The 26,469-nt window shown below is 63.7% G+C and carries 30 protein-coding genes; 15 read left to right on the forward strand and 15 right to left on the reverse strand.

Annotated elements, in window-relative coordinates; genetic code table 11:
- Window positions 1-37: 37 nt before the first annotated feature.
- From BN1143_RS14585 to cutA, 3 genes are read right to left on the reverse strand one after another with little or no spacing between them, the layout of a single operon-like run.
- The gene (locus BN1143_RS14585; protein WP_042051134.1) at window positions 38-538 is read right to left on the reverse strand and encodes a GNAT family N-acetyltransferase; all 501 of its coding nucleotides are present in this window, start codon (window positions 536-538) and stop codon (window positions 38-40) included.
- Window positions 528-2,309, reverse strand: coding sequence for a protein-disulfide reductase DsbD (locus tag BN1143_RS14590; RefSeq protein ID WP_042051135.1), 1,782 nt, complete (start codon window positions 2,307-2,309; stop codon window positions 528-530). The genes BN1143_RS14585 and BN1143_RS14590 overlap by 11 nt, the downstream gene beginning before the upstream one ends.
- Complete coding sequence (gene cutA, locus BN1143_RS14595; RefSeq protein ID WP_019839857.1) at window positions 2,306-2,623, reverse strand: divalent-cation tolerance protein CutA; 318 nt, start codon at window positions 2,621-2,623, stop codon at window positions 2,306-2,308. Before cutA ends, BN1143_RS14590 begins: the two co-directional genes overlap by 4 nt.
- A 193-nt stretch (window positions 2,624-2,816) precedes the next feature.
- On the opposite strand from cutA, the gene BN1143_RS14600 reads away from it, so the two are divergent.
- Window positions 2,817-3,155 (forward strand): hypothetical protein, encoded by a 339-nt coding sequence (locus BN1143_RS14600; protein ID WP_019839856.1) that lies wholly within the window; start codon window positions 2,817-2,819, stop codon window positions 3,153-3,155.
- A 95-nt stretch (window positions 3,156-3,250) separates the two neighbouring features.
- Here the strand turns inward: BN1143_RS14600 and BN1143_RS14605 are convergent, their stop codons facing one another.
- Entirely contained in the window at window positions 3,251-3,688 is a 438-nt protein-coding gene (locus BN1143_RS14605) for a PACE efflux transporter (RefSeq protein WP_005309357.1), read from the reverse strand.
- 124 nt (window positions 3,689-3,812) lie between these two features.
- Here BN1143_RS14605 and BN1143_RS14610 point away from each other — a divergent pair, with 124 nt between their 5' ends.
- Complete coding sequence (locus tag BN1143_RS14610) at window positions 3,813-4,691, forward strand: LysR family transcriptional regulator (RefSeq protein ID WP_010635038.1); 879 nt, start codon at window positions 3,813-3,815, stop codon at window positions 4,689-4,691.
- Window positions 4,692-4,709: 18 nt separating this feature from the next.
- Here BN1143_RS14610 and ygfZ read toward each other — a convergent pair whose 3' ends face one another.
- Complete coding sequence (gene ygfZ / locus BN1143_RS14615; RefSeq protein ID WP_042051136.1) at window positions 4,710-5,615, reverse strand: tRNA-modifying protein YgfZ; 906 nt, start codon at window positions 5,613-5,615, stop codon at window positions 4,710-4,712.
- Between the two features lie 113 nt (window positions 5,616-5,728).
- On the opposite strand from ygfZ, the gene BN1143_RS14620 reads away from it, so the two are divergent.
- Together BN1143_RS14620 and BN1143_RS14625 are read left to right on the forward strand one after the other, a co-directional pair.
- Window positions 5,729-5,998, forward strand: coding sequence for an FAD assembly factor SdhE (locus BN1143_RS14620; RefSeq protein WP_005309363.1), 270 nt, complete (start codon window positions 5,729-5,731; stop codon window positions 5,996-5,998).
- A gap of 19 nt (window positions 5,999-6,017) precedes the next feature.
- Window positions 6,018-6,395, forward strand: a complete 378-nt coding sequence (locus tag BN1143_RS14625; protein WP_042051137.1) for a protein YgfX — start codon at window positions 6,018-6,020, stop codon at window positions 6,393-6,395.
- Between the two features lie 193 nt (window positions 6,396-6,588).
- Here BN1143_RS14625 and nadB read toward each other — a convergent pair whose 3' ends face one another.
- Window positions 6,589-8,196 (reverse strand): L-aspartate oxidase, encoded by a 1,608-nt coding sequence (nadB, locus tag BN1143_RS14630; RefSeq protein WP_042051138.1) that lies wholly within the window; start codon window positions 8,194-8,196, stop codon window positions 6,589-6,591.
- 182 nt (window positions 8,197-8,378) lie between these two features.
- Between nadB and rpoE the strand changes: the two genes are divergently transcribed.
- The 10 genes from rpoE (at window position 8,379) to pdxJ (ending at window position 17,151) form a co-directional block, all read left to right on the forward strand.
- Complete coding sequence (gene rpoE, locus BN1143_RS14635) at window positions 8,379-8,960, forward strand: RNA polymerase sigma factor RpoE (RefSeq protein ID WP_005309371.1); 582 nt, start codon at window positions 8,379-8,381, stop codon at window positions 8,958-8,960.
- A 22-nt stretch (window positions 8,961-8,982) separates the two neighbouring features.
- Window positions 8,983-9,582, forward strand: a complete 600-nt coding sequence (locus tag BN1143_RS14640) for an RseA family anti-sigma factor (protein WP_041203163.1) — start codon at window positions 8,983-8,985, stop codon at window positions 9,580-9,582.
- 18 nt (window positions 9,583-9,600) lie between these two features.
- Window positions 9,601-10,581 carry a MucB/RseB C-terminal domain-containing protein gene (locus BN1143_RS14645; protein WP_042051139.1) on the forward strand — a complete coding sequence of 327 codons (981 nt, stop codon included), beginning with the start codon at window positions 9,601-9,603 and terminating at the stop codon, window positions 10,579-10,581.
- A gap of 93 nt (window positions 10,582-10,674) precedes the next feature.
- Window positions 10,675-11,136, forward strand: coding sequence for a SoxR reducing system RseC family protein (locus BN1143_RS14650; protein ID WP_042051140.1), 462 nt, complete (start codon window positions 10,675-10,677; stop codon window positions 11,134-11,136).
- 118 nt (window positions 11,137-11,254) lie between these two features.
- Window positions 11,255-13,048 (forward strand): translation elongation factor 4, encoded by a 1,794-nt coding sequence (gene lepA, locus BN1143_RS14655; protein ID WP_005309379.1) that lies wholly within the window; start codon window positions 11,255-11,257, stop codon window positions 13,046-13,048.
- Between the two features lie 3 nt (window positions 13,049-13,051).
- Window positions 13,052-13,975: a signal peptidase I gene (gene lepB / locus BN1143_RS14660; protein WP_005309381.1), complete on the forward strand. Its 924-nt coding sequence runs from the start codon at window positions 13,052-13,054 to the stop codon at window positions 13,973-13,975.
- Window positions 13,976-14,647, forward strand: coding sequence for a ribonuclease III (gene rnc, locus BN1143_RS14665; protein ID WP_011704749.1), 672 nt, complete (start codon window positions 13,976-13,978; stop codon window positions 14,645-14,647). It begins immediately after the preceding gene.
- Window positions 14,644-15,543, forward strand: a complete 900-nt coding sequence (era, locus tag BN1143_RS14670) for a GTPase Era (RefSeq protein WP_005309385.1) — start codon at window positions 14,644-14,646, stop codon at window positions 15,541-15,543. The genes rnc and era overlap by 4 nt, the downstream gene beginning before the upstream one ends.
- Entirely contained in the window at window positions 15,544-16,251 is a 708-nt protein-coding gene (gene recO / locus BN1143_RS14675) for a DNA repair protein RecO (RefSeq protein WP_010635031.1), read from the forward strand.
- Window positions 16,252-16,413: 162 nt separating this feature from the next.
- Complete coding sequence (pdxJ, locus tag BN1143_RS14680) at window positions 16,414-17,151, forward strand: pyridoxine 5'-phosphate synthase (protein ID WP_042051141.1); 738 nt, start codon at window positions 16,414-16,416, stop codon at window positions 17,149-17,151.
- 125 nt (window positions 17,152-17,276) lie between these two features.
- Here the strand turns inward: pdxJ and BN1143_RS14685 are convergent, their stop codons facing one another.
- From BN1143_RS14685 to kbaZ, 8 genes are read right to left on the reverse strand one after another with little or no spacing between them, the layout of a single operon-like run.
- Window positions 17,277-18,131, reverse strand: coding sequence for a tagatose bisphosphate family class II aldolase (locus BN1143_RS14685; protein WP_042051142.1), 855 nt, complete (start codon window positions 18,129-18,131; stop codon window positions 17,277-17,279).
- Window positions 18,122-19,321 (reverse strand): N-acetylglucosamine-6-phosphate deacetylase, encoded by a 1,200-nt coding sequence (nagA, locus tag BN1143_RS14690; RefSeq protein ID WP_042051143.1) that lies wholly within the window; start codon window positions 19,319-19,321, stop codon window positions 18,122-18,124. Before nagA ends, BN1143_RS14685 begins: the two co-directional genes overlap by 10 nt.
- Complete coding sequence (agaF, locus tag BN1143_RS14695) at window positions 19,322-19,756, reverse strand: PTS galactosamine/N-acetylgalactosamine transporter subunit IIA (RefSeq protein ID WP_042051144.1); 435 nt, start codon at window positions 19,754-19,756, stop codon at window positions 19,322-19,324.
- Window positions 19,757-19,802: 46 nt separating this feature from the next.
- Entirely contained in the window at window positions 19,803-20,681 is an 879-nt protein-coding gene (gene agaE, locus BN1143_RS14700) for a PTS N-acetylgalactosamine transporter subunit IID (protein ID WP_082038568.1), read from the reverse strand.
- Window positions 20,671-21,447, reverse strand: coding sequence for a PTS N-acetylgalactosamine transporter subunit IIC (gene agaW / locus BN1143_RS14705; protein WP_042051145.1), 777 nt, complete (start codon window positions 21,445-21,447; stop codon window positions 20,671-20,673). The genes agaE and agaW overlap by 11 nt, the downstream gene beginning before the upstream one ends.
- Window positions 21,448-21,462: 15 nt before the next feature.
- Window positions 21,463-21,936, reverse strand: coding sequence for a PTS N-acetylgalactosamine transporter subunit IIB (gene agaV, locus BN1143_RS14710; RefSeq protein ID WP_005309404.1), 474 nt, complete (start codon window positions 21,934-21,936; stop codon window positions 21,463-21,465).
- Complete coding sequence (locus tag BN1143_RS14715) at window positions 21,936-23,105, reverse strand: SIS domain-containing protein (RefSeq protein WP_039214650.1); 1,170 nt, start codon at window positions 23,103-23,105, stop codon at window positions 21,936-21,938. Before BN1143_RS14715 ends, agaV begins: the two co-directional genes overlap by 1 nt.
- Before the next feature lie 12 nt (window positions 23,106-23,117).
- A complete protein-coding gene (gene kbaZ / locus BN1143_RS14720) occupies window positions 23,118-24,431 on the reverse strand; it encodes a tagatose-bisphosphate aldolase subunit KbaZ (protein WP_042051146.1) in 1,314 nt (437 codons plus the stop codon).
- A 272-nt stretch (window positions 24,432-24,703) separates the two neighbouring features.
- Between kbaZ and BN1143_RS14725 the strand changes: the two genes are divergently transcribed.
- A complete protein-coding gene (locus BN1143_RS14725; protein WP_005309410.1) occupies window positions 24,704-25,501 on the forward strand; it encodes a DeoR family transcriptional regulator in 798 nt (265 codons plus the stop codon).
- Window positions 25,502-25,569: 68 nt separating this feature from the next.
- On the opposite strand, the gene BN1143_RS14730 is transcribed toward BN1143_RS14725, so the two are convergent.
- Window positions 25,570-26,469, reverse strand: a complete 900-nt coding sequence (locus BN1143_RS14730; RefSeq protein ID WP_042051148.1) for an N-acetylmuramoyl-L-alanine amidase — start codon at window positions 26,467-26,469, stop codon at window positions 25,570-25,572.

Below are 26,469 nucleotides of genomic sequence, written 5' to 3' on the forward strand. Positions count from 1 at the left end.
CTGCCGACCATATACAAGGGATTGCCAGAAAAATCAGTCAGTAAGGGGCGGGGTCGATGGTGCGCTCCAGCACGATCGCCTTGGCCCGGTAGCCGGCCAGCTCGCGGCGATAGCACTCGGTGAACCCTCGGCGCTGCCAGAAGGACAAGGCGACCTCATTGCTGGCAATGACCGACAGCCGCAGTCGGGTTGCGCCCCAAGCGCGAGCCAGCGTGCAGGCGTGCAGATAGAGCGCCTGACCGCGGCCGGCCCCCTGCCAGGGCTCGCCCACCAGCAGCAGCCCCAGATAGGCGGTGGTGGGCTCGGGATAGCCGCGCAGCAGATCGAGCACGGCGGTAAGCTCCCCCGCCTCCCAGCGCCCGATCACCTGTTTGGCAGAGAAGGGCAGCGTCGGCGGACAGGCCGTGAGCGCCTCCTCTGCTGCCTGGGCGCAGAGCGGTGCGTGACTTATCGCCGCCTGATAGGCCGGAGCCAGTTCGAACAGCCGCTGCAGGGCGGGCGCATCGCTTGCCTGCAGCTGACGCAGCTCAGTTGGCATCGCCAATCCTGTCCAGCTGACCGAGGAACTCGGCGGGCCCCATAAAGCCGGTCACCCGCTGGCCGCTCACTTCATTGCCGGCGCGGTCGAAGAAGATCAGGGTCGGCAGGCCCAGCACGTTGAGACCGTTGAGCAGTTCCACATCGGCATCGTCGTTGGCGGTGACGTCCGCCTGCAGCAGTACCATCTGGCCGAAGCGCTCGCGCACGGCGGGGTCACTGAAGGTCTTGTGTTCGAACTCCTTGCAGGCCACGCACCAGTCGGCATAGAGATCGAGCAGCACCGGCTTGCCGCGGGCGGCGGCCAGCTGGGTCTTGAGATCGTCCAGGGTCTTGATGCGGATGAAGGCCGGCGTCTCGGCCTGGGCGGCGACGCTGGCGCCCGGGGAGGGCAGCAGCAGATCCTTGCCCACCACCACGGCGCTGATCATCGCCAGCAGCAGCACGAAACCGCGCAGGCTGCGCCCCACCGAATGTTGCTGGTGCTGGTTGTGATGGTAGAGGTAGCCGCACAGCAGCAACCCCCAGCCGAGCCAGGCCAGGGTGGCGACCTGATCGCTCCACAGCCTGGAGAGCAGCAGGATGGGCACTGCCAGCAGCGCAAACCCGAACAGCTGCTTGATCACGTCCATCCAGGCGCCCGCCTTGGGCAGCAGCTTGCCGCCCGAGGTGCCGAGCAGCAGCAGCGGTAGCCCCATGCCGAGCGACAGGGCGTAGAGGGCCGCGCCGCCGAGCCAGAGATCGCCGCTCTGGGCCACGTAGATGAGGGCGCCGGAGAGGGGGGCCGTGGTGCAGGGGGAGCAGACCAGGCCGGAGATCATCCCCATGATGCCGACCCCGAGCACGGAGCCGCCCTGCTGGCGGTTGGAGAGACCGGAGAGGCGGGTCTGCAGGCTGCTCGGCAGCTGCAGGGTGTAGAGCCCGAACATGGAGAGGGCCAGCAGCACGAACATCACCGAGAGCCCAATCAGCACATAGGGGTGCTGCAGCGCCGCCTGGAATTTCAAGCCTGCCGACGCCACCACCAGCCCGAGCAGGGTGTAGGTGACCGCCATCCCCTGCACGTAGACGAAGGAGAGCAGGAAAGCGCGGCGGGTGGAGAGGCGATGGCCGGCCCCGGCGATGATCCCGGTCAGGATGGGATACATGGGGAAGACGCAGGGGGTGAAGGCGAGGCCGAGCCCCAGTGCGAAGAAGGCGGCGACGCTGAGCCAGAACCCCTGGTTGCCGAGGGCGGCCGCCAGCTGATCCTGCTGACTGCTGGCCGGTGTGGGCTGGTCAGGTTGCTCGCTCTGCTGGGCGGTGAGCGGCTGGATGCTGATCAGCTTGTCGGTGGGGGGATAGCAGAGGCCGTCGGTACAGCCCTGATAGCTGACCTTGAGACTGGCCTGCTGGCCCGCCTCGGTCAGGGTGACGGGGATCTGCACCTCCCGGTAATAGACCTGGGTCTTGCCGAAGAAGTCGTCTTCATGATCGGTGCCGGCGGGCAGCACCGGCTCCTCGAAGGTGAGGTTCTCGCCCTGGAAGCTGAAGCGGTGGCGGTAGAGGTAGTAGTCGTCGGCGATGCGCAGGCGCAGCAGCAGCCGGTTGCCCTGCTGTTCGCTCTCGAGGACGAACGCCTCGTCCACTTTCAGAAATTTGGGCTGGGCGCTGGCCTCGATGCCGAGGGCACTCAGCAGATCCGTGCTGCTGGCCCGGGCCGGCAGTGAGCCCAGCCCGGCCAGCAGGGCGCAGAGCAACAGCAGGGGAGAGAGCAGGCGAGACGGCGTCATGAGGTTTCCTGTTTTATCCAGTCGAGATAGGGCTGGTGGCCCTGGCTTGTCGGCAGCGCCAGGATCTCCGGCACCTCATAGGGGTGATGAGCAAGGATGCACTGGCGCAGCGGCTCGAACAGGGCCGCTTGCGACTTGATGATGAGCTGGATCTCCGTGGCCCGCTCGATCCGGCCCTGCCAGCGATAGACGGAGGTGAGGCCGGGCAGCTGGTTGATGCAGGCCGCCAGCCGCCGGTCGAGCAGTTGTTCGCAGATGAGGTCGGCACTGGCCTCATCCGGGCAGGTGCAAAGCACCAGAATGGCGTCAGTCATGGTGAAATTTCTCGTCCGTACCGGGCGGCAAGGCGCCCGCAAACCAGTGGCTACTATACCTAGCGACGGGTCAAATAGCATCTGGCGCACTTTGCGGCTGCGACATGAAAATAAGTGGGGGGCATGAGATAGACGCTGTCAGAGCGACAAGGCAGAATGAGCGGGCTTGTTCCCATTCGACGTAAGGAAATGTATGACCCAACAGAATGAGCAGCAGAGAAACCGCATGTTGAGCCTGTTGCGCGAAGGTGAGCGCCGTATGTTGGTGCAACTGGCCGGTCTGCTGCGTACCAGTGCCGATGAAATCAATGCCGAGCTGGAAAAAGAGGAGTTGCTGGAGACCCTGGAGCAACCGGTCACGGTGGAGTATCTCAACGGTGTGGTGCAACACCATCTGTTCGAGCGCCTGCACAAGGGTGACATGGTGGCGGCCCAGCGTCTGCTGACCCAGTACCAGAGCGACCTTGAGGCCATGCTGACCCAGGAGGCCGAGGCAGAGGCCCAGACCGAAGAGCTGAAGGCACAAGCCTGAAGGCCGCGGCAGGCCCGCCGGGCTTGTCCTCCCCCAGCACCATCATGCCTCTTGCATGATGGTGCCTCGTTTTTCCCACCGTTTTTTGCCGTCGTTCAACCCAGTGCGTTCTGCTGCCACTGACCCGGGATCGGGTACACCTTGTCGTAACTCCAGTTGTAGACGAAGGCGTAGACCAGATAGAAGGTCACGAAGCCGATGTTGAGCGCCAGCGCCGCCAGCAGGGCGAGATCCAGCCACCAGGCGATGACCGGCAGGGTGAGCGCCATGAAGCCCCCTTCAAAGCCGAACGCATGGACCACGCGCTGCCACAAGGTCTTGTGCGGGTGACCCTGGTACTTGAGCAGCAGCTTGTCGAAGCCGATATTGTAGACATAGTTCCAGACGGTGGCCAGTACCGAGAACAGGACGGCCAGCGGCCCCATGTGGCTGAGCTCGATGCCTGTGATCCAGCTGGCCAGGGGGGCTGCGATGAGCAGACCTATCACTTCAAAGCCGATGGCGTGGCGGATACGGTCATTGCGGGTACGCATAAATTCCTCTCTTTAAACAGCTATGTTGACTGACTGGTTGGCAATCTATCCCTATTTGTTGATAGTTTCACGTTGGTATCCATCGCTAAAATAGATGGATGACCGCATTTGCAGGAGCAGGACGATGAACCCATCGCTGGAACAACTCAGGGTATTGCTGGCCGCCGCGCAGGCAGGCTCCTTCTCGGCGGCCGCGCGCCAGCTGGGCAAGGCGCAGTCGGTAGTCAGTACCGCCATCGCCAATCTGGAGATAGATCTGGGGCTGGAGCTGTTCGATCGCAGCGGCCGCTATCCGGTGCTGACCGAGGCGGGCGTGCGCATCAGCCAGGAGGCAGGCATCTTGCTGGCCCAGAGCGCCCGCTTGCAGGCCATCGCCGGCGAGCTGGCCAGCGGCGTCGAGTCGCGCCTGACCCTGGCCATCGATGATGACTCCCATCTGCCCTGGCTCGGCGCCGTGTTGGAGGAGTTCGCCACCCACTACCCGACGGTTGAGCTGGAGCTGCTGTTTCCGCTGATGGAGGATCTCACCGAGATGCTGATCAGCGGCCGCGCCCAGCTCGGCATCAGCTATCAGAAGGAGCACCCGCAGCAGGAGATCGTGGCCCGCTCGCTGGGAGGCGTCGCCATGCCACTGGTGGTCTCCCCCGAACATCCGCTGGCCCACAAGGCGCCGCTGCGGGAGAGCGATCTGCAGGGGGCTCGCCAGCTGCTGGTGACAGGGCGACGGGAGGGGACGGAGCGCCATCGCTTTCGCCTGTCGGCGCAGGTGTGGTGGGTAGAGGGGGATCTCGGGATCCTGGAGCTGGTGAAACTGGGGCTGGGGTGGGCGGCAGTGCCCGATTTTCTGCTGCACCGGCCGCTGGCTCGGGGCGAGGTGGTGGTGCTCAAGCCGGACTTCATCACCCAGCCCGAGCTGGCGCTGGAGCTGCAGTGGCATCGCGCCCGCCCGCTCGGGCAGGCGGGGCGCTGGCTGAAGGAGGCTCTGCTGGCGCGGGTGCGCTAGCAGGACGCTTTGCTTCGTTTACTCGGTCAGCTGATAGGGGAGGGGCTGCAGGGTCAGGCTTGAGCCTTCTTCCTGCTTGAGCCGGAAACGGGCGTCGGCCTCGGTGTCCTTGGGCAGCACGGCGGTGAGCCACAGCTCGCCATCCTGCTGCCAGGCGTTGAGCACCATGCCGCTGCGGCGCCAGTTGTCACCGAGCTGGATCTCCAGGGTGTCGCCGCTGGTAACCGGGGTAGTGGCAGTGCCGCTCAGCACGAACAGGGCGCGGTTGTTGGCGCCGCGATACTTGGCGCGGGCCACCGTCTCCTGCCCCATGTAGCAGCCCTTGGTGAAGCTGATGCCATCGAGCGCCTGCAGGTTGAGCATCTGGGGAATGTACTCACCCTGATGAACCGCCTCCAGATGGGGGATGCCGGCCTTGATCTCCAGTCCCCACCAGAGCGACTCGGGGCCGCTGGGCAGGGCCAGCGCCAGCGGCTGTTCGCTGACCAGCAGCCAGCGATCGGCTTCGATCCGCACCGCCATGCCACCCTCGATGAGGCCGCTCTGCTGCAGGTCGTATTGCCCCGCGATCCAGCCATCGGCTCCCTGACCGGCCACGCCGACCGCCTGGCCGTGATTTTCGCTGATCTCGACCTTGGCAAAGATCGCGAACTTCTTGAGCTCGGGCAGCTGGCGAGCCAGCACCGACGGCTTGGTCAGCATCAGCAGGCGATCGCTCAGGCAGAGCAGGCGAAAATCGCTCCACAGCTTGCCCTTGGGATCGCAGTGACCGCCCAGGGTGTGCTGGCCCGGTTGCAGGGCGTTGACGTCACAGGTGACCTGACCCTGCAGGTATTTGGCGCGATCCGGGCCGCTCAGGCTGGTGATGGCCAGATCGGTCAGAGGGAACAGGGTTGGCTCGGCAGGAAGGATTGGCAGGCTCACGATGGCATTCCAGAGACAGAAAGTATGTGACCTGCATGGTAAAGACGTAAGGAATGTTTGTCAGCCGGAAAATCCAGCTGGTACCATCGCCGGGTCTTTGTAAGGAGAGTTCCATGTTGAGCCCAATTGAAAAATCCCGCCTGAAGTGGGCCTGCCGCCGTGGCATGCTCGAGCTGGATGTGATCTTTATGCCCTTCTTTGAGCACGAGTTCGATGGCTTGAGCGAGGCCGATCAGCAGACCTTCATCCGCCTGCTGGAGTGCGAGGATCCGGAGCTGTTCCGCTGGAGCATGGGCCACGGCGTGCCGGAAGACCCCGCCTTCGCCGCCATGATCCCGCTGATCCTGGAACGCAATCAGGCCCGTCACGATCGCCAGCGTTGATCCATCCGTACGGGTGTCGATGCCCGTCACCGTCTCCAGACAGCAGCGTCTGCTGCTGTTGTCGCTGTTTCTGCTGATCCTGTGGCCGCTGGCCGCCCTGATCCACGGCTGGCAGTGGGCACTGTTGCTGCCCTGCTGGGGTTTGGGGTTGTGGCGTGCCTGGCTCGACACGAGCCGGATGACCGGTGTGCTGGAGTGGGACGGGCAGTGGCTCAGCTGGCAGGGCAACCGCTATCAGCTGGGGGCGGGCAGCCGCATCTGGCCTGGCGTGCTCTGGCTGCAGCTGGTAGCGTTGGAGCGTCCCGCCAGCCGGCTCTGGCTGTTCAGCGATGCGCTGGCACCGGCCCACTACCGCACGCTGGCTCGCGCCATCCACTTCTCCCAGCAGACCCGCTAGCCTCTCTTCCCCATAAAACAGATGACCCCGCCGGAGCGAGGTCATCTTGGTGTTACTACTTGTTGCTTGCGGCAGAGGTTAGTCCCGCTCCGGCGTCAGCACGGTCGGCTTGGAGTCCGGCTGCATGTCCGGGTAGTCCGGGTTGCAGCAGTGCAGGCCTCGGGACCTTCAGGCTTATTGCTGAGCAAAAAGATCAATCCCGCTCTGGTGTCAGCACGGTCGGCTTGGAGTCCGGCTGTATGTCCGGGTAGTCCAGGTTGTAGTGCAGGCCGCGCGACTCCTTGCGCTGCAGGGCGCAGTTGACGATGAGCTCGGCCACCTGCAGCAGGTTGCGCAGCTCCAGCAGGTTGTTGGAGACCCGGAAGTTGGCGTAGTACTCCTGCACCTCCTGCTTGAGCAGGTCGATGCGGCGCTTGGCACGGGCCAGACGTTTGTTGGTACGCACTATCCCCACGTAGTCCCACATCATCAGCCGCAGCTCGTGCCAGTTGTGCTGGATCACCACCAGCTCATCCGAATCTTCCACCTTGCTCTCGTCCCACACCGGCAGACGGGGCGGCTCCACGCTCATCGGCAGCTTGGCCAGGATGTCGGCCCCCGCCTGATGGGCATAGACCACGCATTCGAGCAAGGAGTTGGAGGCCATCCGGTTGGCGCCGTGCAGCCCGGTGTAGGTCACCTCGCCGATGGCGTAGAGGCCAGGAATGTCGGTCTGGCCGTTGTTGTCGATCATCACGCCACCGCAGGTGTAGTGGGCGGCAGGGACGATGGGCATCGCCTCCTTGGTGATGTCGATGCCGACCGCGAGGCAGCGCTCATGGATGGTCGGGAAGTGCTTGATGATGAAATCGGCCGGCTTGTGGCTGATGTCCAGATACATGCAGTCGGCGCCGAGCCGCTTCATCTCGTGGTCGATAGCGCGGGCGACTATGTCTCGCGGTGCCAGCTCGGCCCGCTCGTCGAAGTCGGGCATGAAGCGGCTGCCGTCGGGGCGGCGCAGATAGGCCCCCTCGCCGCGCAGGGCTTCGGTCAGCAGGAAGTTGGGGTCATCGGGGTGGAACAGGCTGGTGGGGTGGAACTGGTTGAACTCCAGGTTCGCCACCCGGCAGCCGGCGCGCCACGCCATGGCGATGCCGTCACCGGAGCTGACGTCCGGGTTGGAGGTGTACTGGTACACCTTGGAGGCGCCACCGGTGGCCAGCGCCACGAAACGGGCGCGGATCACCTCGACCTGCTCGGCGTTGCGGTTCCAGACATAGGCGCCCAGTACCCGGTTGCCCGGCAGACCCAGCTTGCGGGTGGTGATGAGATCGACCGCGTTGAAGCGCTCCATCAGCTGGATGTTGGGGTGAGCCCGCACCTGGTCGATCAGGGTGAGCTGCACCGCCTTGCCGGTGGCATCGGCCGCGTGGAAGATGCGGCGATGGCTGTGGCCCCCTTCGCGGGTCAGGTGATAGTGGGACTCCCCTTCGGCGTCCTCCTCCTGATCGAAGGGGACTCCCTGCTGGATCAGCCACTGGATGGAGTCGCGGGCGTTGCGGGCGGTGAACTCCACCACGGCCGGGTCACACAACCCGGCCCCGGCGTTGAGCGTGTCGCTCACGTGGGATTCGATGCTGTCGGTCTCGTCGAACACGGCAGCGATGCCTCCTTGCGCATAGAAAGTGGCCCCTTCACTGATGGGCCCCTTGCTCAGAACCAGGACTTTGGCCTGGTCTGCCAATCGCAACGCGAGAGACAAACCGGCGGCACCGCTGCCAATGATCAGTACGTCGCAAAGGTATTCAACACTTGCTTTCATAAGTATCATTGGCCTGGATTAAGAACTGGCACCATGGTAGCCCAAGCGAGGGTGGTGATGCAGCCTGCGTCACATTTTTTTCAATGCAAGCGAACTTTCCCTGATTCCTCCTGTCTGAACTTGTGCGCTTAGGAAGGGCCGGAAAAGAAAAACGATAACCTGATGGGGGTTTTACGGCTCTGATGAGCGACCAGAATCTACTGGACGAACAGCTGGTTGAACGGGTCCAGCGTGGCGATAAAAATGCATTCAACCTGTTGGTAAAAAAATACCAGCACAAGGTGGTCAACCTGGTGGCTAGGTATGTCAACAATCCGGGCGATGTACCGGATGTGGCGCAGGAGGCTTTCATCAAGGCTTACCGCGCGCTGCCGACATTCCGTGGCGAGAGCGCCTTTTACACCTGGTTGTACCGGATTGCCGTGAACACGGCCAAGAATTATCTGACCTCTCAGGGGCGCAGGCCGCCCAGCAGTGACGTAGAGGCAGAAGAGGCAGAATACTATGGCGGTGGCGAAGCCTTGCAAGAGGTGGCCACCCCGGAAAACCTGACGCTGACCGACGAGATCAAGCGCACCGTGTTTTCTGCCATAGAAGCTTTGCCGGAAGACTTGAGGACAGCTATCACCCTTCGAGAACTGGAAGGGCTGAGCTACGAAGAGATTGCCGAAATCATGGATTGTCCGGTGGGTACGGTGAGATCCCGCATCTTCCGGGCGAGGGAAGCAATCGATAAAAAGCTGCAACCTCTGATCGAGAATTAACTGGGGAAAGACAGGTTAACTTATGGCAAATAAAGAGCAACTCTCGGCCCTGATGGACGGTGACTTGAGCGATGTTGAGGTTCTGAACGAGCTGGGAACGGATCCGGCTCTGCAAGAGACCTGGTCTCGTTACCACCTGATTGGTGATGCCATGCGGGGGGACCTGCCGGTCAATCTGCAACTGGATCTGAGCGACAGCATCATGGCTGCGCTGGAAGATGAGCCTACCATACTGGCGCCCAAGCCGGTGGAGAGCAAACCTGCCGCACCGCAGCCGGGTACCGCCAAGACCGCCACCATAGTGCCGTTCCTGCGCCGCGCCGGCCAGCAGGTAGGGCAATACGCCATCGCCGCCTCGGTCGCTGCCGCTGTCATCTTCGGGGTGCAGCAGTATCAGGGGCAGGACGGTGTGCCGACCAACCCGGTACTCAACACTATCCCCGTTGGTGGCAGTGCCTCGCCGGTGAGCGTGCACTATCCGCAGGACGGCAATCGTGCGACCCAGCGTCAGCAGGGGTTGAGCGAACAGCAGATGCAGGAGCAGCGCGAGCGCATCAACGCTTTCCTGCGCGACCACCAGTTGCAACAGCGTCTGCTGCAAGACAAGCAGATTCAGGAATAACGGATTAGGGATCAGAACGTGCGCCAGTCCAGCCGTATTTTGCTGGCCTCTCTCCTGTTGATCAGTGCCAAGGCCTCGGCCGACGACAAGTCGGCCGAGGCCTTGTTGCAGCAGATGCAGAGTGCCGTCTCGCAACAGAATTTCGAATTGTCCATGGTCAAGGCCCGGCAGGGGCGACTCGAGCCTATCCGCTTCAGCCACGGCGTGATCGATGGCAAGGAGGTGGCTCACCTCAGCTACCTCGATGGCAAGACCATCGAGTACCTGCAGCGCCAGGACGAGTACACCTTTTTTGAAAATACCCATGAACCCTACACCCTCAAGGGGGCGCGTTTCCCCGGCGTGTGGGTCACCCTGGTGAGAATGCCGTTGCCGCGGGTGCTGGAGAGTTATGATCCTGTGCTGGCCGGCCGCAGCCGGGCTGCCGGGCTGGTGGCACAGGTGGTAAGGCTGGTGCCCAAGGAGGCCGACAAGTACGGTTTCGTGCTCTGGATTGACGAGCAGAGCAGCCTGTTGCTGCGGGTGGACATGGTGGATCGGGAAGGCAACCTGGTGGAGCAGGTGTTGGGGGTGGATCTGGATCGGCTCCCTGCGCCGGCCCCCTGGCTGGTGAAGCTGGCCAGCAGCAAGCTGCCCCAGGCGCTGGCGCTGGAAGATGCCTATCCGGCGCCGCAGCAGCAGCTGAACTGGCACCTCACCTGGCTGCCTGAAGGCTTCAAGGTGCTCTCCCGGGATCGCCACCAGCTGGTGACTACCAGTTTGCCGGTGGATTACATGATGCTCTCCGACGGACTGGTGGATCTCTCGGTCTATGTGGCCCGGGTCGATCCCAAGCAGGCGGTGCGCCAGCAGCTGATCCGCCAGGGCGCCACCTCGCTGGTGAGCTTCGTCAATGACGTGGGGGTCGAGATAACCGTGGTCGGGGAAGTGCCGGCCGACACCGCCAAGCGGATTGCCGAATCGGTGCAGCCGCTGGCCCGCAACGAGGCCGTACAGTAAGCCGTCAGACGCGGCTGCTTGCCCAAGGCCGACAGTCGTGTTCAGATTGGGTCAATCTATCTTTCGTTATTGTGGAACCGTCTTGTGAGTGGAATGAGCGAAGAGCTGGCGACCGTGGTGGCCATTGATGGACAACATGCCTGGGTGGAGTGCGAACGGCGCTCCGCCTGCAGCGGTTGTCATCAACAGTCCAACTGCGGTACCGGCACGGTGGCCAAGGCGTTTCCATTGAAAGCGCAGCGACTGCGGGTGGCGCTCACCGCCGAGGTGAGCGTCGGCCAGCAGGTGAGGCTCGGCATTCCCCAGGTGAGCATCCTGCAGGGGGCCGCGCTGGTTTATGTGCTGCCACTGTTCTGTCTGCTGGCGGGGGCCCTGCTGGGGCAACTCTGGCTGGCACCCCTGCTCTCTGCGGGGGAGGGGGTAACCATCCTCTGCTGCCTGCTGGGGGGCCTCGTCGGTTTTTCACTGGTTCGTTACTTTTCCAACCGGCTCGATCAGGGGGCCTATGGTCCCCGCATGCTGGGTGTGGTCCTGCCCACCCGCCACCTCTCCTGACCGTGCAGGCCGCTATTTCTGGTGCTTCGTCGACTAAAGATTGGCCGTCGACCGGGTTATCCAGTAAAATCCTGCCTCCATATCCGGCCCTAACCTAATTTTGAGTGATTCTTGCTCGATGAAACACATTCGTAACTTTTCGATTATTGCGCACATCGACCACGGTAAATCGACCCTGTCGGACCGTCTGATCCAGACTTGTGGCGGCCTGTCCGACCGCGAGATGCAGGCTCAGGTGCTTGACTCCATGGAACTGGAGCGCGAGCGCGGCATTACCATCAAAGCACAGAGTGTGACCCTGAACTACCAGGCACAAGACGGTAACACCTACCAGCTGAACTTTATCGACACCCCGGGCCACGTGGACTTCTCCTACGAGGTCTCCCGCTCGTTGGCGGCCTGTGAAGGGGCACTGCTGGTGGTGGATGCCGGCCAGGGGGTTGAGGCACAGACTCTGGCCAACTGCTACACCGCCATGGAAATGGACCTGGAAGTGGTGCCGGTGCTGAACAAGATCGACCTGCCGGCCGCCGAGCCAGAGCGGGTTGCCGAAGAGATCGAGGACATCGTCGGCATCGACGCAGTCGACGCGGTGCGCTGCTCAGCCAAGACCGGCCTCGGCGTCGATCTGGTGCTGGAAGAGATAGTGGCCAAGATCCCGTCTCCGGAAGGGGATCCGGATGCCCCGCTGCAGGCGCTGATCATCGACTCCTGGTTTGACTCCTATCTGGGCGTCGTCTCTCTGGTGCGGATCAAGAACGGTTCGCTCAAGAAGAACGACAAGATCAAGGTGATGAGCACCGGCCAGACCTGGGGCGTCGATCGCATCGGTATCTTCACACCCAAGCAGGTGGATACCGACGGTCTGGGCTGCGGCGAGGTAGGTTGGGTCGTCTGCGGCATCAAGGACATCCACGGCGCGCCGGTGGGCGATACCCTGACCCTGGCCAAACACGGTGCCGAGAAGGCGCTGGCCGGCTTCAAGAAGGTGAAGCCGCAGGTTTATGCCGGTCTGTTCCCCATCTCCAGCGATGACTACGAGTCCTTCCGCGATGCACTGGAGAAGCTGTCGCTCAACGACGCCTCCCTGTTCTACGAGCCGGAGAGCTCCACTGCGCTGGGCTTCGGCTTCCGTTGCGGCTTCCTCGGCATGCTGCACATGGAGATCATCCAGGAGCGGCTGGAGCGTGAGTACGATCTGGATCTGATCACTACTGCGCCGACCGTGGTCTACCAGATCGAGCAGACCGACGGTACCACCATCCACATCGACAGCCCGGCCCAGATGCCCGCCATCACCAGCATCAAGGAGATGCGTGAGCCGATCGCCGAGTGTCACATCCTGTTGCCGCAGGAGTACATGGGCAACGTGATCACCCTCTGTATCGAGAAGCGTGGCGTGCAGACCAACATGGTCTACCACGGCAAGCAGGTGGCACTGACCTACGAGATCCCGATGGCGGAAGTGGTGCTCGATTTCTTCGACCGCCTCAAGTCCACCAGCCGCGGTTATGCCTCGCTGGACTATGGCTTCAAGCGTTTCGAAACCTCCGACATGGTCCGTCTGGATATCATGATCAACGGTGAGCGGGTCGACGCCCTGGCCATCATCACTCACAAGGAGAACGCCCAGTATCGCGGTCGCCAGGTGGTGGAGAAGATGCGCGAGCTGATCCCGCGCCAGATGTTCGACATCGCCATCCAGGCTGCCATCGGCAACCAGATCATCGCTCGCAGCACCGTCAAGGCCCTGCGCAAGGACGTGACCGCCAAGTGTTATGGTGGTGACGTGAGTCGTAAGAAGAAGCTGCTGAACAAGCAGAAAGAAGGCAAGAAACGGATGAAGTCTCTGGGCCGTGTCGACGTGCCGCAGGAAGCCTTCCTCGCAATTCTCCACGTCGGAAAGGATTAATAGATGGCAAGCACGTTTTCCCTGATCCTGGTGGTGGTCTGCGCGATCACCGGTGTTATCTGGTGTCTGGACAAGATGATCTGGTCCAAGCAGCGAGCCGCCAAGATTGCCGTGGCCCGTGCCCACGGCGGCGCCCATCTGGACGAGAAAACCCTGGCCAAGGTGGCCCCCGTGCCGGTCTGGATCGAACAGACCGCCGGGGTCTTCCCGGTCATCACCCTCGTACTGATCCTGCGCTCCTTCATCTTCGAACCGTTCCAGATCCCGTCTGGTTCCATGATGCCCACCCTGCTGGTGGGCGATTTCATCCTAGTGGAGAAGTTTGCCTACGGCCTCAAGGATCCGGTGACCAACACCAAGTTCCTCGAGACTGGTGAACCCAAGCGCGGCGATGTGGTGGTGTTCAAGTATCCGCTGGATACCCGGGTGGACTACATCAAGCGCGTAGTCGGCATGCCGGGGGATCGGGTCATCTATCGCAACAAGGAGCTGATGATCCGGCCCAAGTGCGAGGAGCAGGAAGGGAAAACGTGCCCGGGCTTCCAGAAGCTCGACGTCAAGTTTGAACAAAGGGGTGAATTTACCCAGATGGGGATCCCGCTTGACCGCTATACCGAGCAGCTGGGCGAGGTGTCTCACGAGACCCTGCGCAACCCGCTGATGCCCGATATGGTCGGCCGTTACTACCGCCAGCCCGGCACCTACCCCGATGAGTGGGTCGTACCGGAAGGTCAGTACTTCGTCATGGGTGACAACCGTGACAACAGTACCGACAGCCGCTTCTGGGGCTTCGTGCCCGAGCAGAACCTGGTGGGCAAGGCGGTCGCTATCTGGATAAGTTTTGAATTCGAGCGCGAAGAAGGCTCCCTGCTGCCGAGCTGGGTACCGACAGGGGTGCGCTTCAACCGCATTGGCGGAATCAAGTAAATGAATATCAAGATGAACAGACTGCAGTCCCGTCTCGGGCATGTCTTTCAGGATCAAGAACTGCTGACCCGGGCGCTGACTCACCGCAGCGCCGGCTCCCGTCACAACGAGCGACTGGAATTTCTGGGTGACTCCATTTTGAGTCTGGTGATTGCCGACGATCTGTTCCACCGCTTCCCGCAGGCGGCGGAAGGGGATCTCAGCCGGATGCGCGCCACCCTGGTACGCGAGAAGACCCTGGCCGAACTGGGCCGGGAGTTCGACCTCGGGGATCACCTGATCCTGGGGCCGGGCGAGCTGAAAAGCGGCGGTTTTCGCCGTGAATCCATTCTGGCCGACACGGTCGAGGCGGTGATCGGCGCCGTCTATCTGGATACCAATCTTGAGACGGTACGGACCCTGCTGCTGGGCTGGTATGCCAGTCGCCTGGACGAGATCAAGCCGGGCATAGAGCAGAAGGATCCCAAGACCCGTCTGCAAGAAATTCTGCAGGGAAGCCGCAAATCCCTGCCGACCTATACCGTGACCAACGTCAAGGGCGAAGCCCACAACCAGGAGTTCACCGTCCAGTGTGACGTGGAAGGCCTGGATGGTCCGCTGGTCGGGGTCGGCACCAGCCGTCGCAAGGCCGAACAGGCCGCGGCGCAGCAAGCATTGGAAAAACTGTCATGACAGATAGCACTTATTGCGGCTTTGTCGCCATCGTGGGCCGCCCCAACGTGGGCAAGTCCACCCTGCTCAACAAGCTGCTTGGCCAGAAGGTCAGCATCACCTCGAAGAAGCCCCAGACTACCCGTCACCGGATCCTGGGGATCGACACCGAGGAGAACTATCAAACCATCTACGTGGATACCCCTGGTCTGCACATTGAAGAGAAACGGGCCATCAACCGCCTGATGAACCGCGCCGCCACCAGTTCGCTGGGGGACGTGGCCATGGTGGTGTTCGTGGTCGACGGCACCCACTGGACCAAGGACGACGAGATGGTGCTGGGCAAACTGCGCAACCTCAAGTGTCCCGTGGTGCTGGCGGTCAACAAGATCGACAACGTCAAAGAGAAAGAGGATCTGCTGCCGCACCTGGAGTGGCTGGGCCAGCAGATGAACTTTTCCCATATCCTGCCCATCAGTGCCGAGAAGGGCACCAACGTGGAGAAGATCCGCGAGTGGGCCAAGGACCTGCTGCCGGAAAACGTCCACTTCTTCCCGGAAGATTACGTGACCGACCGCTCCTCCCGCTTCATGGCCTCCGAGATCATCCGCGAGAAGCTGATGCGCTTCACCGGTGAGGAGCTGCCCTACTCGGTGACGGTGGAGATCGAGCGCTTCAAGGTGGAAGAGAACGGTCTCTACCACATCCACGGCCTGATCCTGGTGGAGCGCGAAGGCCAGAAGAAGATGGTCATCGGCAACAAGGGCGAGAAGATCAAGACCATCGGCACCGAGGCCCGCATCGACATGGAACGGCTGTTCCAGAACAAGGTGCACCTCGAGCTGTGGGTCAAGGTCAAGTCCGGCTGGGCCGACGACGAGCGCGCCCTGCGCAGTCTCGGCTATGGCGACGACTGATTGCTGACCCCGGCTTTCGTCATCCACAGTCGGCCCTATCGGGAGACCAGCCAGCTGGTCGAGGTTTTCACCCAGGATAGTGGCCGTTTTACCCTGGTGGCTCGCGGTTCTCGCGGGCCACGCTCGCCTCTGAAGGGGCTGTTGCAACCCTTTACCCTGCTCACCATCGCCTGGCGTGGCAAGGGGGATCTCAAGAATCTCACCCAGGTCGAGTGCCCGGATCACTCCCTGCGCCTCGGTGGCGATCGCCTCTTCTATGGCCTCTATCTCAACGAGCTGGTCTACTACCTGCTGGAGGCGCACACCCCCTTCCCCGAGGTGTTCGATGCCTATGCCCGCGCCATCATGGCGCTGGCCGATGGCGAGACCCCGGAACTGCCGCTACGCCGCTTCGAGTTCCTGCTGTTGCAGGCGCTGGGTTATGCGGTGGACTTCGAGTACACGGCGGATGACGAGTCGCCAATTGAGCCAACCCTGCTCTACGGCTTCGAGCGGGAGTTGGGCTTTGTCGCTTGCGAGCGGGCGCCGGATCCCCGTACCCTGTTTCTCGGCGCCCACCTGCTGGCCTTTGCCGAGGGGCGCTTCGATACTCCCCCCCTGTTGCAGGCGGCCAAGCGTTTCAGCCGGCTGGCGCTGCAACCCTATCTGGGACGGCGTCAGTTGAAGAGCCGGGAGCTGTTTTTAAAACGCCGTAATAGCTTGGGTTAACCGCCCTGCGGCGTTACCCAACACGGCAAGAATGTTACCTAGGTCCGATTACGCTGCGCTAATCGAACTTACGAGCTGCCACACACGTGACATATGGATATCGGCGCTGACGCTAAGGCGCCAGCTGCACAGTTAACAGTGAAGAGCTTCAAGGAGTCGTCAATGAGCGAAATCTATCTGGGTGTGAACATCGATCACATCGCCACTCTGCGCAATGCCCGGGGCACCCAGTATCCGGATCCGGTACAGGCCGCCTTCGTGGCCGAGCAGGCCGGTGCCGATGGCATTACCGTGCACCTGCGGGAAGATCGCCGCCATATCACCGACCGTGACGTGGAGATCCTGCGCCAGACCATCCAGACCAGAATGAACCTGGAGATGGCCGTGACCGAGGAGATGATCGGCATCGCCTGCCGTATCAAGCCTCACTTCGTCTGTCTGGTGCCGGAGAAGCGCACCGAGGTGACCACAGAGGGGGGCCTGGACGTGGCCGGCCAGCTGGACAAGGTGACCGATGCGGTGACCCGTCTGGCCGCCGTCGGTGCCCAGGTGTCGCTCTTCATCGATGCCGACCCTATCCAGATCGATGCGGCCGCCGCGAGCGGTGCCCCCTTCATCGAGATCCACACCGGTCGCTACGCCGATGTCACCACGGATGCCGAACGCAACGCCGAGTTCAAGCGCATCGCCGCCGGTGCCTCCTATGCCGCTGGCAAGGGCTTGAAGGTCAATGCCGGCCACGGCCTGCACTACCACAACGTCAAGGCCATCGCCGCTATCCCCGAGCTCTATGAGCTCAACATCGGCCACGCCATCATCGGCCGCGCCGCCTTCGATGGCCTGGCCAAGGCGGTCAGCGACATGCGCTTGCTGATGCAGGAAGCCCGTCAGGGGATCTGATCTATCGGCAGGGGCTGGGCCCCGCGGCACGAAGAGAAAAGGGACGCCACGGCGTCCCTTTTTGTTGTGACCAAGCATGATGGAAAGGTCGGTGGCGGTCAGACTTGCACTGCCTTCTGCGATGTTCAGAGCTTGCCGTCGCTCATGCACATGCGGATCTTGGCGGCGACCACCTCCTCCATGGCGGCCATGGCGGGCACCAGATACTGGCGCGGGTCGCTGGCGTCGGGGTGGGAGGCCAGGAACGCTTTCATGGCGTCGGAGAAGGCGATCTTGAGTTCGGTGGCCACGTTGACCTTGCACACCCCGAGCTCGATGCAGCGGCGCACGTCCCGGTCGGGAATGCCGGAGGCGCCGTGCAGCACCAGCGGCACAGCTACCCTGGCCCGGATGGCAGCGAGGCGCTCGAAGTCCAGGCGCGGCTCCTCCTTGTAGAGGCCGTGGGCTGTGCCGATGGCGACGGCCAGGGAGTCGATGCCGGTGCGCGCCACGAACTCGGCCGCCTTGTCAGGGTCGGTCAGATGGGCGTTGGCGGCGTCCACTATGAGGTCATCCTCCTGGCCGCCTAGCTGGCCCAGTTCGGCCTCCACGCTCGCCCCCATGCGGTGGCAGAAGGTGACGACCCGCTGCACCTTGGCGACGTTCTCCTCGAACGGCAGGTGGGAGGCATCGATCATGGCGGAGTGGATGCCGGCCTCGACCTTGTAGTGGATATCCTGCTCATCCTCGTGGTGGTCCAGATGCAGTACCAGCGGGATGCGGTACTGATGGGCGGCCGAAGTGCAGATGGAGACCAGGTACTCGACCCCGGCGTGGCGGTAGGTACCCGGCGTGGCGGCCAGGATCACCGGGGAGCTCAGTTTGGCGGCAGTGCGGGCCACCACCTCGACGGTCTCCAGGTTGTGGATGTTGAAGGCGGGCACCGCATAGCCGCGGCGCTGGGCATCTTTAAGCATTTCGTGGGACGAGATCAGATACATGAGGACTCCTTGGCACCCTGGCGGGCACCAGCTTCAGGGAAAGAGAGCGGGGCAGGGGCGGGGAGGATCTCCCGGCCGGCCACCCAGATATGTTGTTGATTGAGCTCCGCGGTCAGGGCGAGCAGGTTGGCCTGCTTGCCGACGGCCAGCGAGCCGAGGCGATGTTCCATCCCCAGCATCCGGGCCGGTGCCAGCGAAGCCATACGGATGGCCTCCTCCAGGGGCACGCCGGCCAGCTGCACCATGTTGCGCACGGCGCCGAGCAGGGTGAGGGTGCTGCCCGCCAGGCCGCCGGTGTCGGTGCGCACCACCCCGTCCTTCATCTCCACCCGGTAGTCGCCGAGCAGGTAGTGACCGTCCGGCATGCCGGCGGCGCGCATGGCATCCGTGATGAGCAGCAGGCGATCCCTGGCGCAGCAGTGACAGAGTCTGAGCACGCTCGGATGGACGTGGTGGCCGTCGGCGATGAGCTCCAGCCAGGCATCGGGATGCACCAGGCCGGCGCCGACCATGCCGGGTTCTCTGTGGTGCAGGCCGCGCATGCCGTTGAAGCAGTGCACCAGCCCGGAGGCCCCCGCCGCCAGCGCCGCCATGGTAGTGTCGTGGTCGGCGGCGGAGTGGCCCAGCATCACCCGGATGCCGGCCTGCTTGAGATGACGGATGGCGGCCAGCGCCCCGGTTTTCTCGGGGGCGAGGGCGACCACCTTCAGGGTGCCTCGCGCCACCTGTTGCAGCCGGTCGAGCTCCGCCAGATCCAGCTCCCGGAACAGGGCCGGGTCATGGGCACCCTTGTTGTCCGGGGTGAAGTAGGGCCCCTCCAGATAGCTGCCGAGCAGTTGCGCGCCCGGCTGGGGGCTCGCCATGGCATCGGCGATGCGACCGAGGGTGCTGAGGATGGCGGGCAGCGGGGCTGTGACCGTGGTGGCGAGGAAGGCGCCCACCCCCTCTGCCGCCTTGGCAAGGGAGAGGCGGGCCAGGGCGTCGGCCGCCTCGTCCATCACGTCGACGCCGGCCCCGCCGTGGACATGGCCATCGATGAGGGTGGGCACCAGCAGCTCGACCTCCCGCACCGGGTCGTCGGCCGGGATGGGGTCGATGGCGGTGATGACGCCCCCTTCATGGGTCAGTACCTGGTGTGTCAGCCAGCCCTGCTCGGTCAGCAGACGGCGGGCGCGGATCCGCTCTGCCATCTAGATCCCCTCCTCGGCCAGCGTCTCGGCCCGCTCGCGCGCCAGCTCGTCCACCAGGCTGGTGAGGCCGCGATGGCCACAGCACAGCGCCTGTTCACGAAACTGGGACGGGGTCAGCTCGCCGCGCTCCATCACCATCTCCAGCAGCAGCTGCAGATTGGTGCCGGTGACCACCTCCCGCTCGGGCTGGCGCAGCGCCAGGGTGGAGGCGACCCGAAACGGGGTTCCCCCCAGCAGGTCGGTCAGAAAGACTACGCCATCCCCTCGTTCAACCTGAGTCAGGGCTGTTTCGCACTGATCCTGCAGCAGGGCCGTGGTGGAGGACTCGGGAAAGTCGATGGCGACCACCGCCTCCTGCTCGCCGAGGATCTGCAACATGGCCTGTTCCATGCCGCTGGCGAAGCCGCCGTGTCCGCAAATGATGATGCCCAACATAATCTGTTCCTTTACAGCAAAGGGCCGGCCTGGTGCCGGCACCGGATTAGAGGAAGCCTGCAAACTTGCCGACGATGCCGAGTACGACCGTGATGACGATGAGGCGCTGCGGGCTCCAGCCGCGGCGGATCAGCCCATACATGGCCAGGGTGTAGAGCAGCGGCAGGAAGGCGGGCATCAGTTTGTCGAGCACGTCCGTCTGCAGCTTCACCACCGCATCGCCGGCGGTGATCTCCAGGGTGGTGCCGAGCCGCACATAGGTGGCGACCAGGGCGCCGATCACCGTCATGCCGACGATGGAGGCGGCATGGCCCACCTTGCGGGTGTTGGCCTTGATGAGCGGAATGGCGGCCACCCCCATGCGATAGGCGTAGTGCGCCAGCCCGAAGCGCAGGCCGAAGTGCACCAGGTTGAACAGCAGGAAGAAGACCACAGCCCCCATGATGGAACCCTGCAGGGCCAGGTCGGCGCCGATGCCGCCGCAGATGGGCAGCAGGGTGAGCCAGAACATGGCATCGCCGATCCCGCCGAGCGGGGCACCGACCGCGATCTTGGTGCTCTGGATGCTGTTGACGTTCTGCTTGGAGCGCTCCATCGCCAGCACTATCCCCATCACGAAGGTGACCAGGAAGGGGTGGGTGTTGAAGAAGCCCATGTGGCCCTTCATCGCCCGGGAGAGATCCTTGGGATTGGTGTGGATCTTTTGCAGGGCTGGCAGCAGTCCGTAGAGCCAGCCGGAGGCCTGCATCCGCTCGTAGTTGAAGGAGGCCTGCAGCAGCAGGGAGCGCCAGGCGAAGCGGTTGATGTCCTGGCGGGTCAGCTCGGCTCCCAGTTGCTGATCTTCGTAGACGTCGTCGGAGACGGTGCGGGTCGGTTGCGGCTCGGCCGCCTGGGTCAGCCGGGTGGCGGTGTTGTTAGATGCCATCTTCAGTTTCCTCCTGGATGGGGCGGGCTTGTGGCGCCGGGTCCTTGCGCATGAAATCGATCAGGGCCATGGCCAGGGCGGCCGCGGCGATGGCCAGCACCGGCAGCTTGAGCCAGGCGGCGGCAACGAAACCGAGGATGAAGTAGGGGATGTAGACGTTCTTCATCATGATCTTGAGCAGCACGGCGAAGCCGATGGCGGGCATGATGCCGCCGGCGACGCCGAGGCCGTCGATGAGACGGGCGGGCAGCACGTCGATGGCGCTCTTGGCGTGTTCGGCCCCGAAGTAGGTGGGCAGGAAGGCGCACAGGAAGTAGAAGGAGCCGAGCGCCAGCAGCGCCAGGTAGTTGACCCGCTCGATGCCGCGCACATCCCCCTGTTCCGCCATCCGGTCGCAGCGGGACATGACCCCTGACATCACCGAGAAGAGGAAGGTGATCCCCATCTGGACCGCCACCGCGAACGGTACCGCGACCCCGACCGCCACATCCGGCTTGACCCCGGTGGTGATGGCGAAGGTGGCACCGACTATGGTGCCGATGATGACGTTGGGCGGCTGCGCCCCCGCCAGCGGGGCCAGCCCCATCCAGACCAGCTCCAGGGTGCCGCCCACCAGAATGCCGGTGGGCAGGTCGCCGAGGATCAGGCCCACCAGCGGGCCCAGTACCACGGGCCGGTGGAAGTGGGTCAGGCCGTTGAACAGGTCAAGCCCGGCGAAGAACGCCAGCATGCCCAGCAAGAGCCCTTGCAACAAACTGATTTCCATCACAATTGTCCTTAATCAGATGAGGTTGAAAATGTCCTGTGCCGGTTCGGTCGGCACCCCCTGGACAAAGCAGGCGACGTGGGCGTCCTGCAGGGCGCGAAACGCCGCTATGTCCGACTCGTCCACCGATACCGTCTTGTGGATCTGACGCTTGCCGTCGGCGTAGTGCATGTTGCCGACGTTGATGCGGGGGATGGGCACCCCGCCCTCCACCAGGGTGCGAAAGTCCGCCGGACTCTTGCACACCAGCAGGATCTTCTGGCGATCGGCGGCCTTGCCGATGTTGTCGATCACCTTCTGCAGCGGCCAGAAGCGCACTGCGATGCCTTCCGCCAGCACCATCTCCATCAGGTTCTGCTGGATGGGGTCCTCTGCGACTTCGTCATTGGCCACCAGCACCAGATTGGCGCCGGCGAAGCCGACCCATTGCACGCCGACCTGACCGTGGATCAGGCGCTCGTCGATACGGCTCAGCACTATGTTCGGCATCAGACGCCTCCTTGCTGGTTGAACGGATAGATGTTGACCCCCTGCACGACCCGGTTGACCCGCCCGCTCGGGCAGGGGTTGTCCGGGGTGATGCCCAGCACCAGCGCGGTGTGGAAGGCGTAGTACTGGGCATAGAGCAGGTAGCAGAGCGCCAGCTCGGCGTCGTCACCGTTGAGGGGGGTGGGCAGATAGATGTGCTCGCCGGCGCTGATGAGCGGATCCGGCCGGTCGGCCAGGGCGACCACCCGGGCGGCATGGCCGTCCTGGCGCAGCTCGCCGAGCAGATCCAGATCGTACTGGCGGGTATAGGGATCGTTGGACACCATCAGCACGATCAGGGTCTGCCGATTGATGGCCGACTTGGGCCCGTGGCGAAAGCCGGTGGGGGAGTCGTGCATGGCCATCACCTGGCCGGCGGTGAGCTCCAGCAGCTTGAGGGCAGCCTCCTGGGCCACCCCCTGCAGGCTGCCGCTGCCAAGGTAGATGACCCGCTCCGGCAGCGGTTTATCCCACTCGGGCACCTTCAGCTCGGCCTGGGGCAGGATGGCGTCCCCCAGCGCGATGAGCGGCTGGCTGGCGATCGGGTTGAACTGGCGCGGCAGGAACACCGCCAGACAGCTCAGCATCATGCTGGTCAGGCTGCTGGTCATGGCAAAGCTGCGGTCGTGGGTCTGGGGCGGCATCAGCAGCGCCAGGGAACGGGCATCCTTCTGGCAGCGGCGATAGAGCTCCCCCTCGCCGTTGCAGGTCAGCACCAGGTGGTGGCACTCGCTCAGCAGCTGGCTGGCCAGTTCCACCGCTGCCACGCTCTCCGGGCTGTTGCCGGAGCGGGCGAAGGAGATGAGCAGGGTCGGGCAGTCCTGTGCCAGGTATTCGCCCGGATCGGTGACGATGTCGGTGGTGGCGATCGCCTCGAAACGGCCGTTGAGGCGGGCACTGAGATAGGGGGCGAGGGCGCGGCCGGCAAAGGCGGAGGTGCCGGCTCCGGTCAGGATCACCCGCAGGTTGCCCCGTGACAGCAGGGGCAGCAGGAAGCGCTCTATGGTGGCGCGGCACTCCTCCACCATGGTGAGGGTCTCCCGCCAGGTGGCGGGTTGTTGGCGAATTTCACGGGCGGTGGCCAGGCCGTTGGCCGACCGCAGCGTCTCTTCTGGATAACCAAGGATCATCTCTACAACTCCTTATACAACCGGGGTCAGCCGGGAGTGGCTGGCGGGGGCGGTGCTGCAGGCTGCCGCGTATTGGCGCAGCACCTCCTGCACCTGATCGAGAATGAGGTCGTGAACCCGGGGCGACAGCGTGCCCTGGCGCACCTTGCGGTATTGCAGCGGCAGGTGCTGGCTGAGCAGCGGCAGGGGAATGGGTTCGGCGGCCAGGTTGGCCAGCAACCGGGCGTAACAGTCGTCGACCCGGCTGTCGGGCCAGTAGTAGCGAATGCGATCGGAGTAGCTGTAGCCACGGGCCAGCCGGCACTCGTTGGGGCTGCCCTGATAGTGGCTGCGCCAGAAGTTAGGCCGATCCAGCATGGTCTCTTCCAGCACCTGGCGCAGGCCCGAGCAGGCCTTGGCCACCACCAGCTCTTCCTCGATGGCGGCGAGGGCAAACAGTGCCTCGCGCAGGGCAAAGGTGAGGGCCGGGCCGACCTTGAGGATGGCGAAGTGATCGCGCACCAGCTGGCGGTAGGCGTCCGGGGTCTGGTAATCGGTGGAGTGGGCCTCGAACACCAGATGGGGATAGGCCTCGATCATCCGGCTCAAGGGGGCGGCCCGCTCGGGACGGTAGTCGATGACGTGGGTGTGGTCGAACTCCACGCCGGGCTGCACCACCAGACCGATCACCCGCGGCCAGATCCGGGCCAGTCCGGCCTGCTCGAAGGCCTGCTGGTGGGCGGCCAGGGTGTGGCGCGCCGCCTCCGGCGTGGTGACCGCCAGCTCGGCCAGCTCTTCGTGGGCGCCGCCCGGTACCGGCACTTCGGTGCCAATCACATAGACCAGGTCGCTGTGGCCAAACTGCTCTGTGGCGGTCTGCTCGGCCACGTTTGCCAGCCGGGCGGCACGCGCCGCCACCAGCTCGTCGGTCAGCGGCACCGGATCCCCCTGGCAGGACATGCTGCAGTCGAGGTGGATCTTCTTGAAGCCGGCCGCGACATAGCTGGCGATGAGATCCTCGGCGTGGGCCATGGCCTGTGCGGCGGGCTCGCTCTGCCAGCGGTTGGGGCCGAGGTGATCCCCACCCAGTACCAGCCGCTGCACGGGAAAGCGGCACTCGGCGGCGAGCCGGTTCAGCAGGTCGCGAAAATCGGCCGGTGTCATGCCGGTGTAGCCGCCAAATTGATCCACCTGATTGGAGGTGGCCTCGACCAGCAGCAGTTGGTCTCCTTGCGCCGCCAGTCGCAGGGCCGCCTCCAGTACCAGCGGATGGGCGGAGCAGACGGCGTAGATCCCGACCTGCTCCCCCTGCTTGTGTTGTGCGACCAGATCCAGCATTGATTTCATTTCCCTCTTCCTCTTGGCCTGAACAAGATGCGTTTCTTTCGATTTCTTTCTTCACCCTAGGCGTATGGCGTTCGAAACGAAACAAAAGCGTGTTCGCATCTTGAGCAAGATCACAAAAAGAAATGAATCGAAAGCTTTCTGGCTGTTTTAGGGAGTCTGACGGCACTTCTCAATTCAATGAAAGCTTGATTTGCCATCGAGGCTGAGTGTTAATAGGGAAACGTAACGAAGTGAAAGCTCTACTTTCACCACAGGACTCCGGCAGAGAGACTATGCAAATCACCGAAAAGAGCGTGCTCGGCACCAGCGAGCGACGGGAGCGCATCATTCAGCAGCTGCGCAGCAATGGCAGCGTTCAGGTCAACGAGCTGGCTGGCCACTATCAGGTCTCCACCGTCACCATCCGCAACGATCTGGCATTTCTGGAGAAACAGGGGGTGGCGGTGCGCGCCTATGGCGGTGCCCTGTTGTGTGAATCCGGCCAGCCGGTGGCCGAGCGCACCATCGCCGACAAGAGCGTGCTCAACACCCCGGTCAAACAGCGCATCGGCGCCATGGCGGCGAGCCTGGTGCAGCCGGGTTGTCGCCTCATTCTGGACTCGGGCACCACCACCCTGGAGGTGGCGCGCCACCTGCGCGATCACCAGGAAATAGTGGTGATGACCAACGGCATGAACGTGGCGAACGCCCTGCTGGAGGCGGAAGGGGTAGAGCTGCTGATGACGGGGGGCCACTTGCGCCGCAAGTCGCTCTCCTTTTACGGCGCCCAAGCGGATCTCTCCTTGCAGAACTATCACTTCGATCTGCTGTTTCTCGGGGTGGATGGCATCGATCTGGAACGCGGCGTCAGCACCCATCACGAAGACGAGGCTAGGCTCAATCGCTGCATGTGCCACGTGGCCGAGCGGATCATCGTCGTGACCGACTCCAGCAAGTTTGGCCGGCTGAGCCTGCACAAGATCATCGATACCCGGCGCATCCACACCCTGATCACCGACGACGCCATTGCGGCGGAGACCTTGGCCGGTCTGCGTCAGGCCGGGATCGAGGTGCTGCTGGTGGAGGCCTGAGCCGGCACTCGACTGAGAATGCGAAAGAGGGACGCCGCGGCGTCCCTCTTTCGTGGTCGGGGCGAAGCTCAGCGTTGCGCGGGGAAATAGCGCTCGAGCAGGGCAGTGAGAATGGCCTGGCTCTCGGCATCCGGTTCACCGCTGATCAGGGCGGGCCGAAAGTGGAGCTGGAAGGCGCGCAGGGCGGCGCGGCTCTGCTCGTCCCAGTGGCCGCTCGGGGCGACGCCATAGCCGTAGCGAGCCAGTCGTTGCTGCCAGCCGAGGGCATCCCAGGCCGGTGCCGGCTGCTGGCGCAATTCGGCCAGCCGGCTTTCGTCGGGCCAGGCGCCCACCCCGTAGTGCAGGGCCAGCTCGCGCCAGGGGAAGTGGGGACCGGGATCCTGCTTGCGCTCGGGGGCGACGTCGCTGTGGGCCAGCACCTGGGTGGGGGGGATCTGGTAGCGCTCGACCAGCTCGCGGGTGAGGGCGCCGAGAGCGGCTATCTGTGCCCGGGTGTAGGGCTGCCAGCGTCGCTGGTGGGCGGGCAGCAGCTCATCCTGTGGCGGGTAGCCGAGGTTGACGATCTCGATGCCAAGAGAGCTGGCATTGAGCCCCGTATACTGGTGCCAGCGGCTGCGGCCGGCATGCCAGGCGCGCCGGTTGTCGGGCACCAGCTGGTAGACCGGCAGCGGCCGCTCATGGGTATCGCGCGGGATAAGGTAGTGGGCGCTCACCTGATGGGCCGGCTCGGTCAGCAGGCGCAGGGAACGCTCATCGTCTTCATCCGTGTAGTGCAGGATCAGAAAGGCGATGCGCTCGTTCTGGCTGGCGCTCTGATGGTCGTTGTTGAGCCGGTAGGGGGCGGGCTGGCAGGCGCTCAGCAGCAGGGTGAGGCAGAGGGCATACCAGTGCCGGCAGTCGCCCCATGGCCGACGGCGCCCACCCACCGCCAGCAGGCGGTATGATGGTGAGCGCAGACGCCGGCCCAT

This window comes from Aeromonas dhakensis (genome assembly GCF_000820305.1).
Taxonomy (GTDB): Bacteria; Pseudomonadota; Gammaproteobacteria; order Enterobacterales; family Aeromonadaceae; genus Aeromonas; species Aeromonas dhakensis.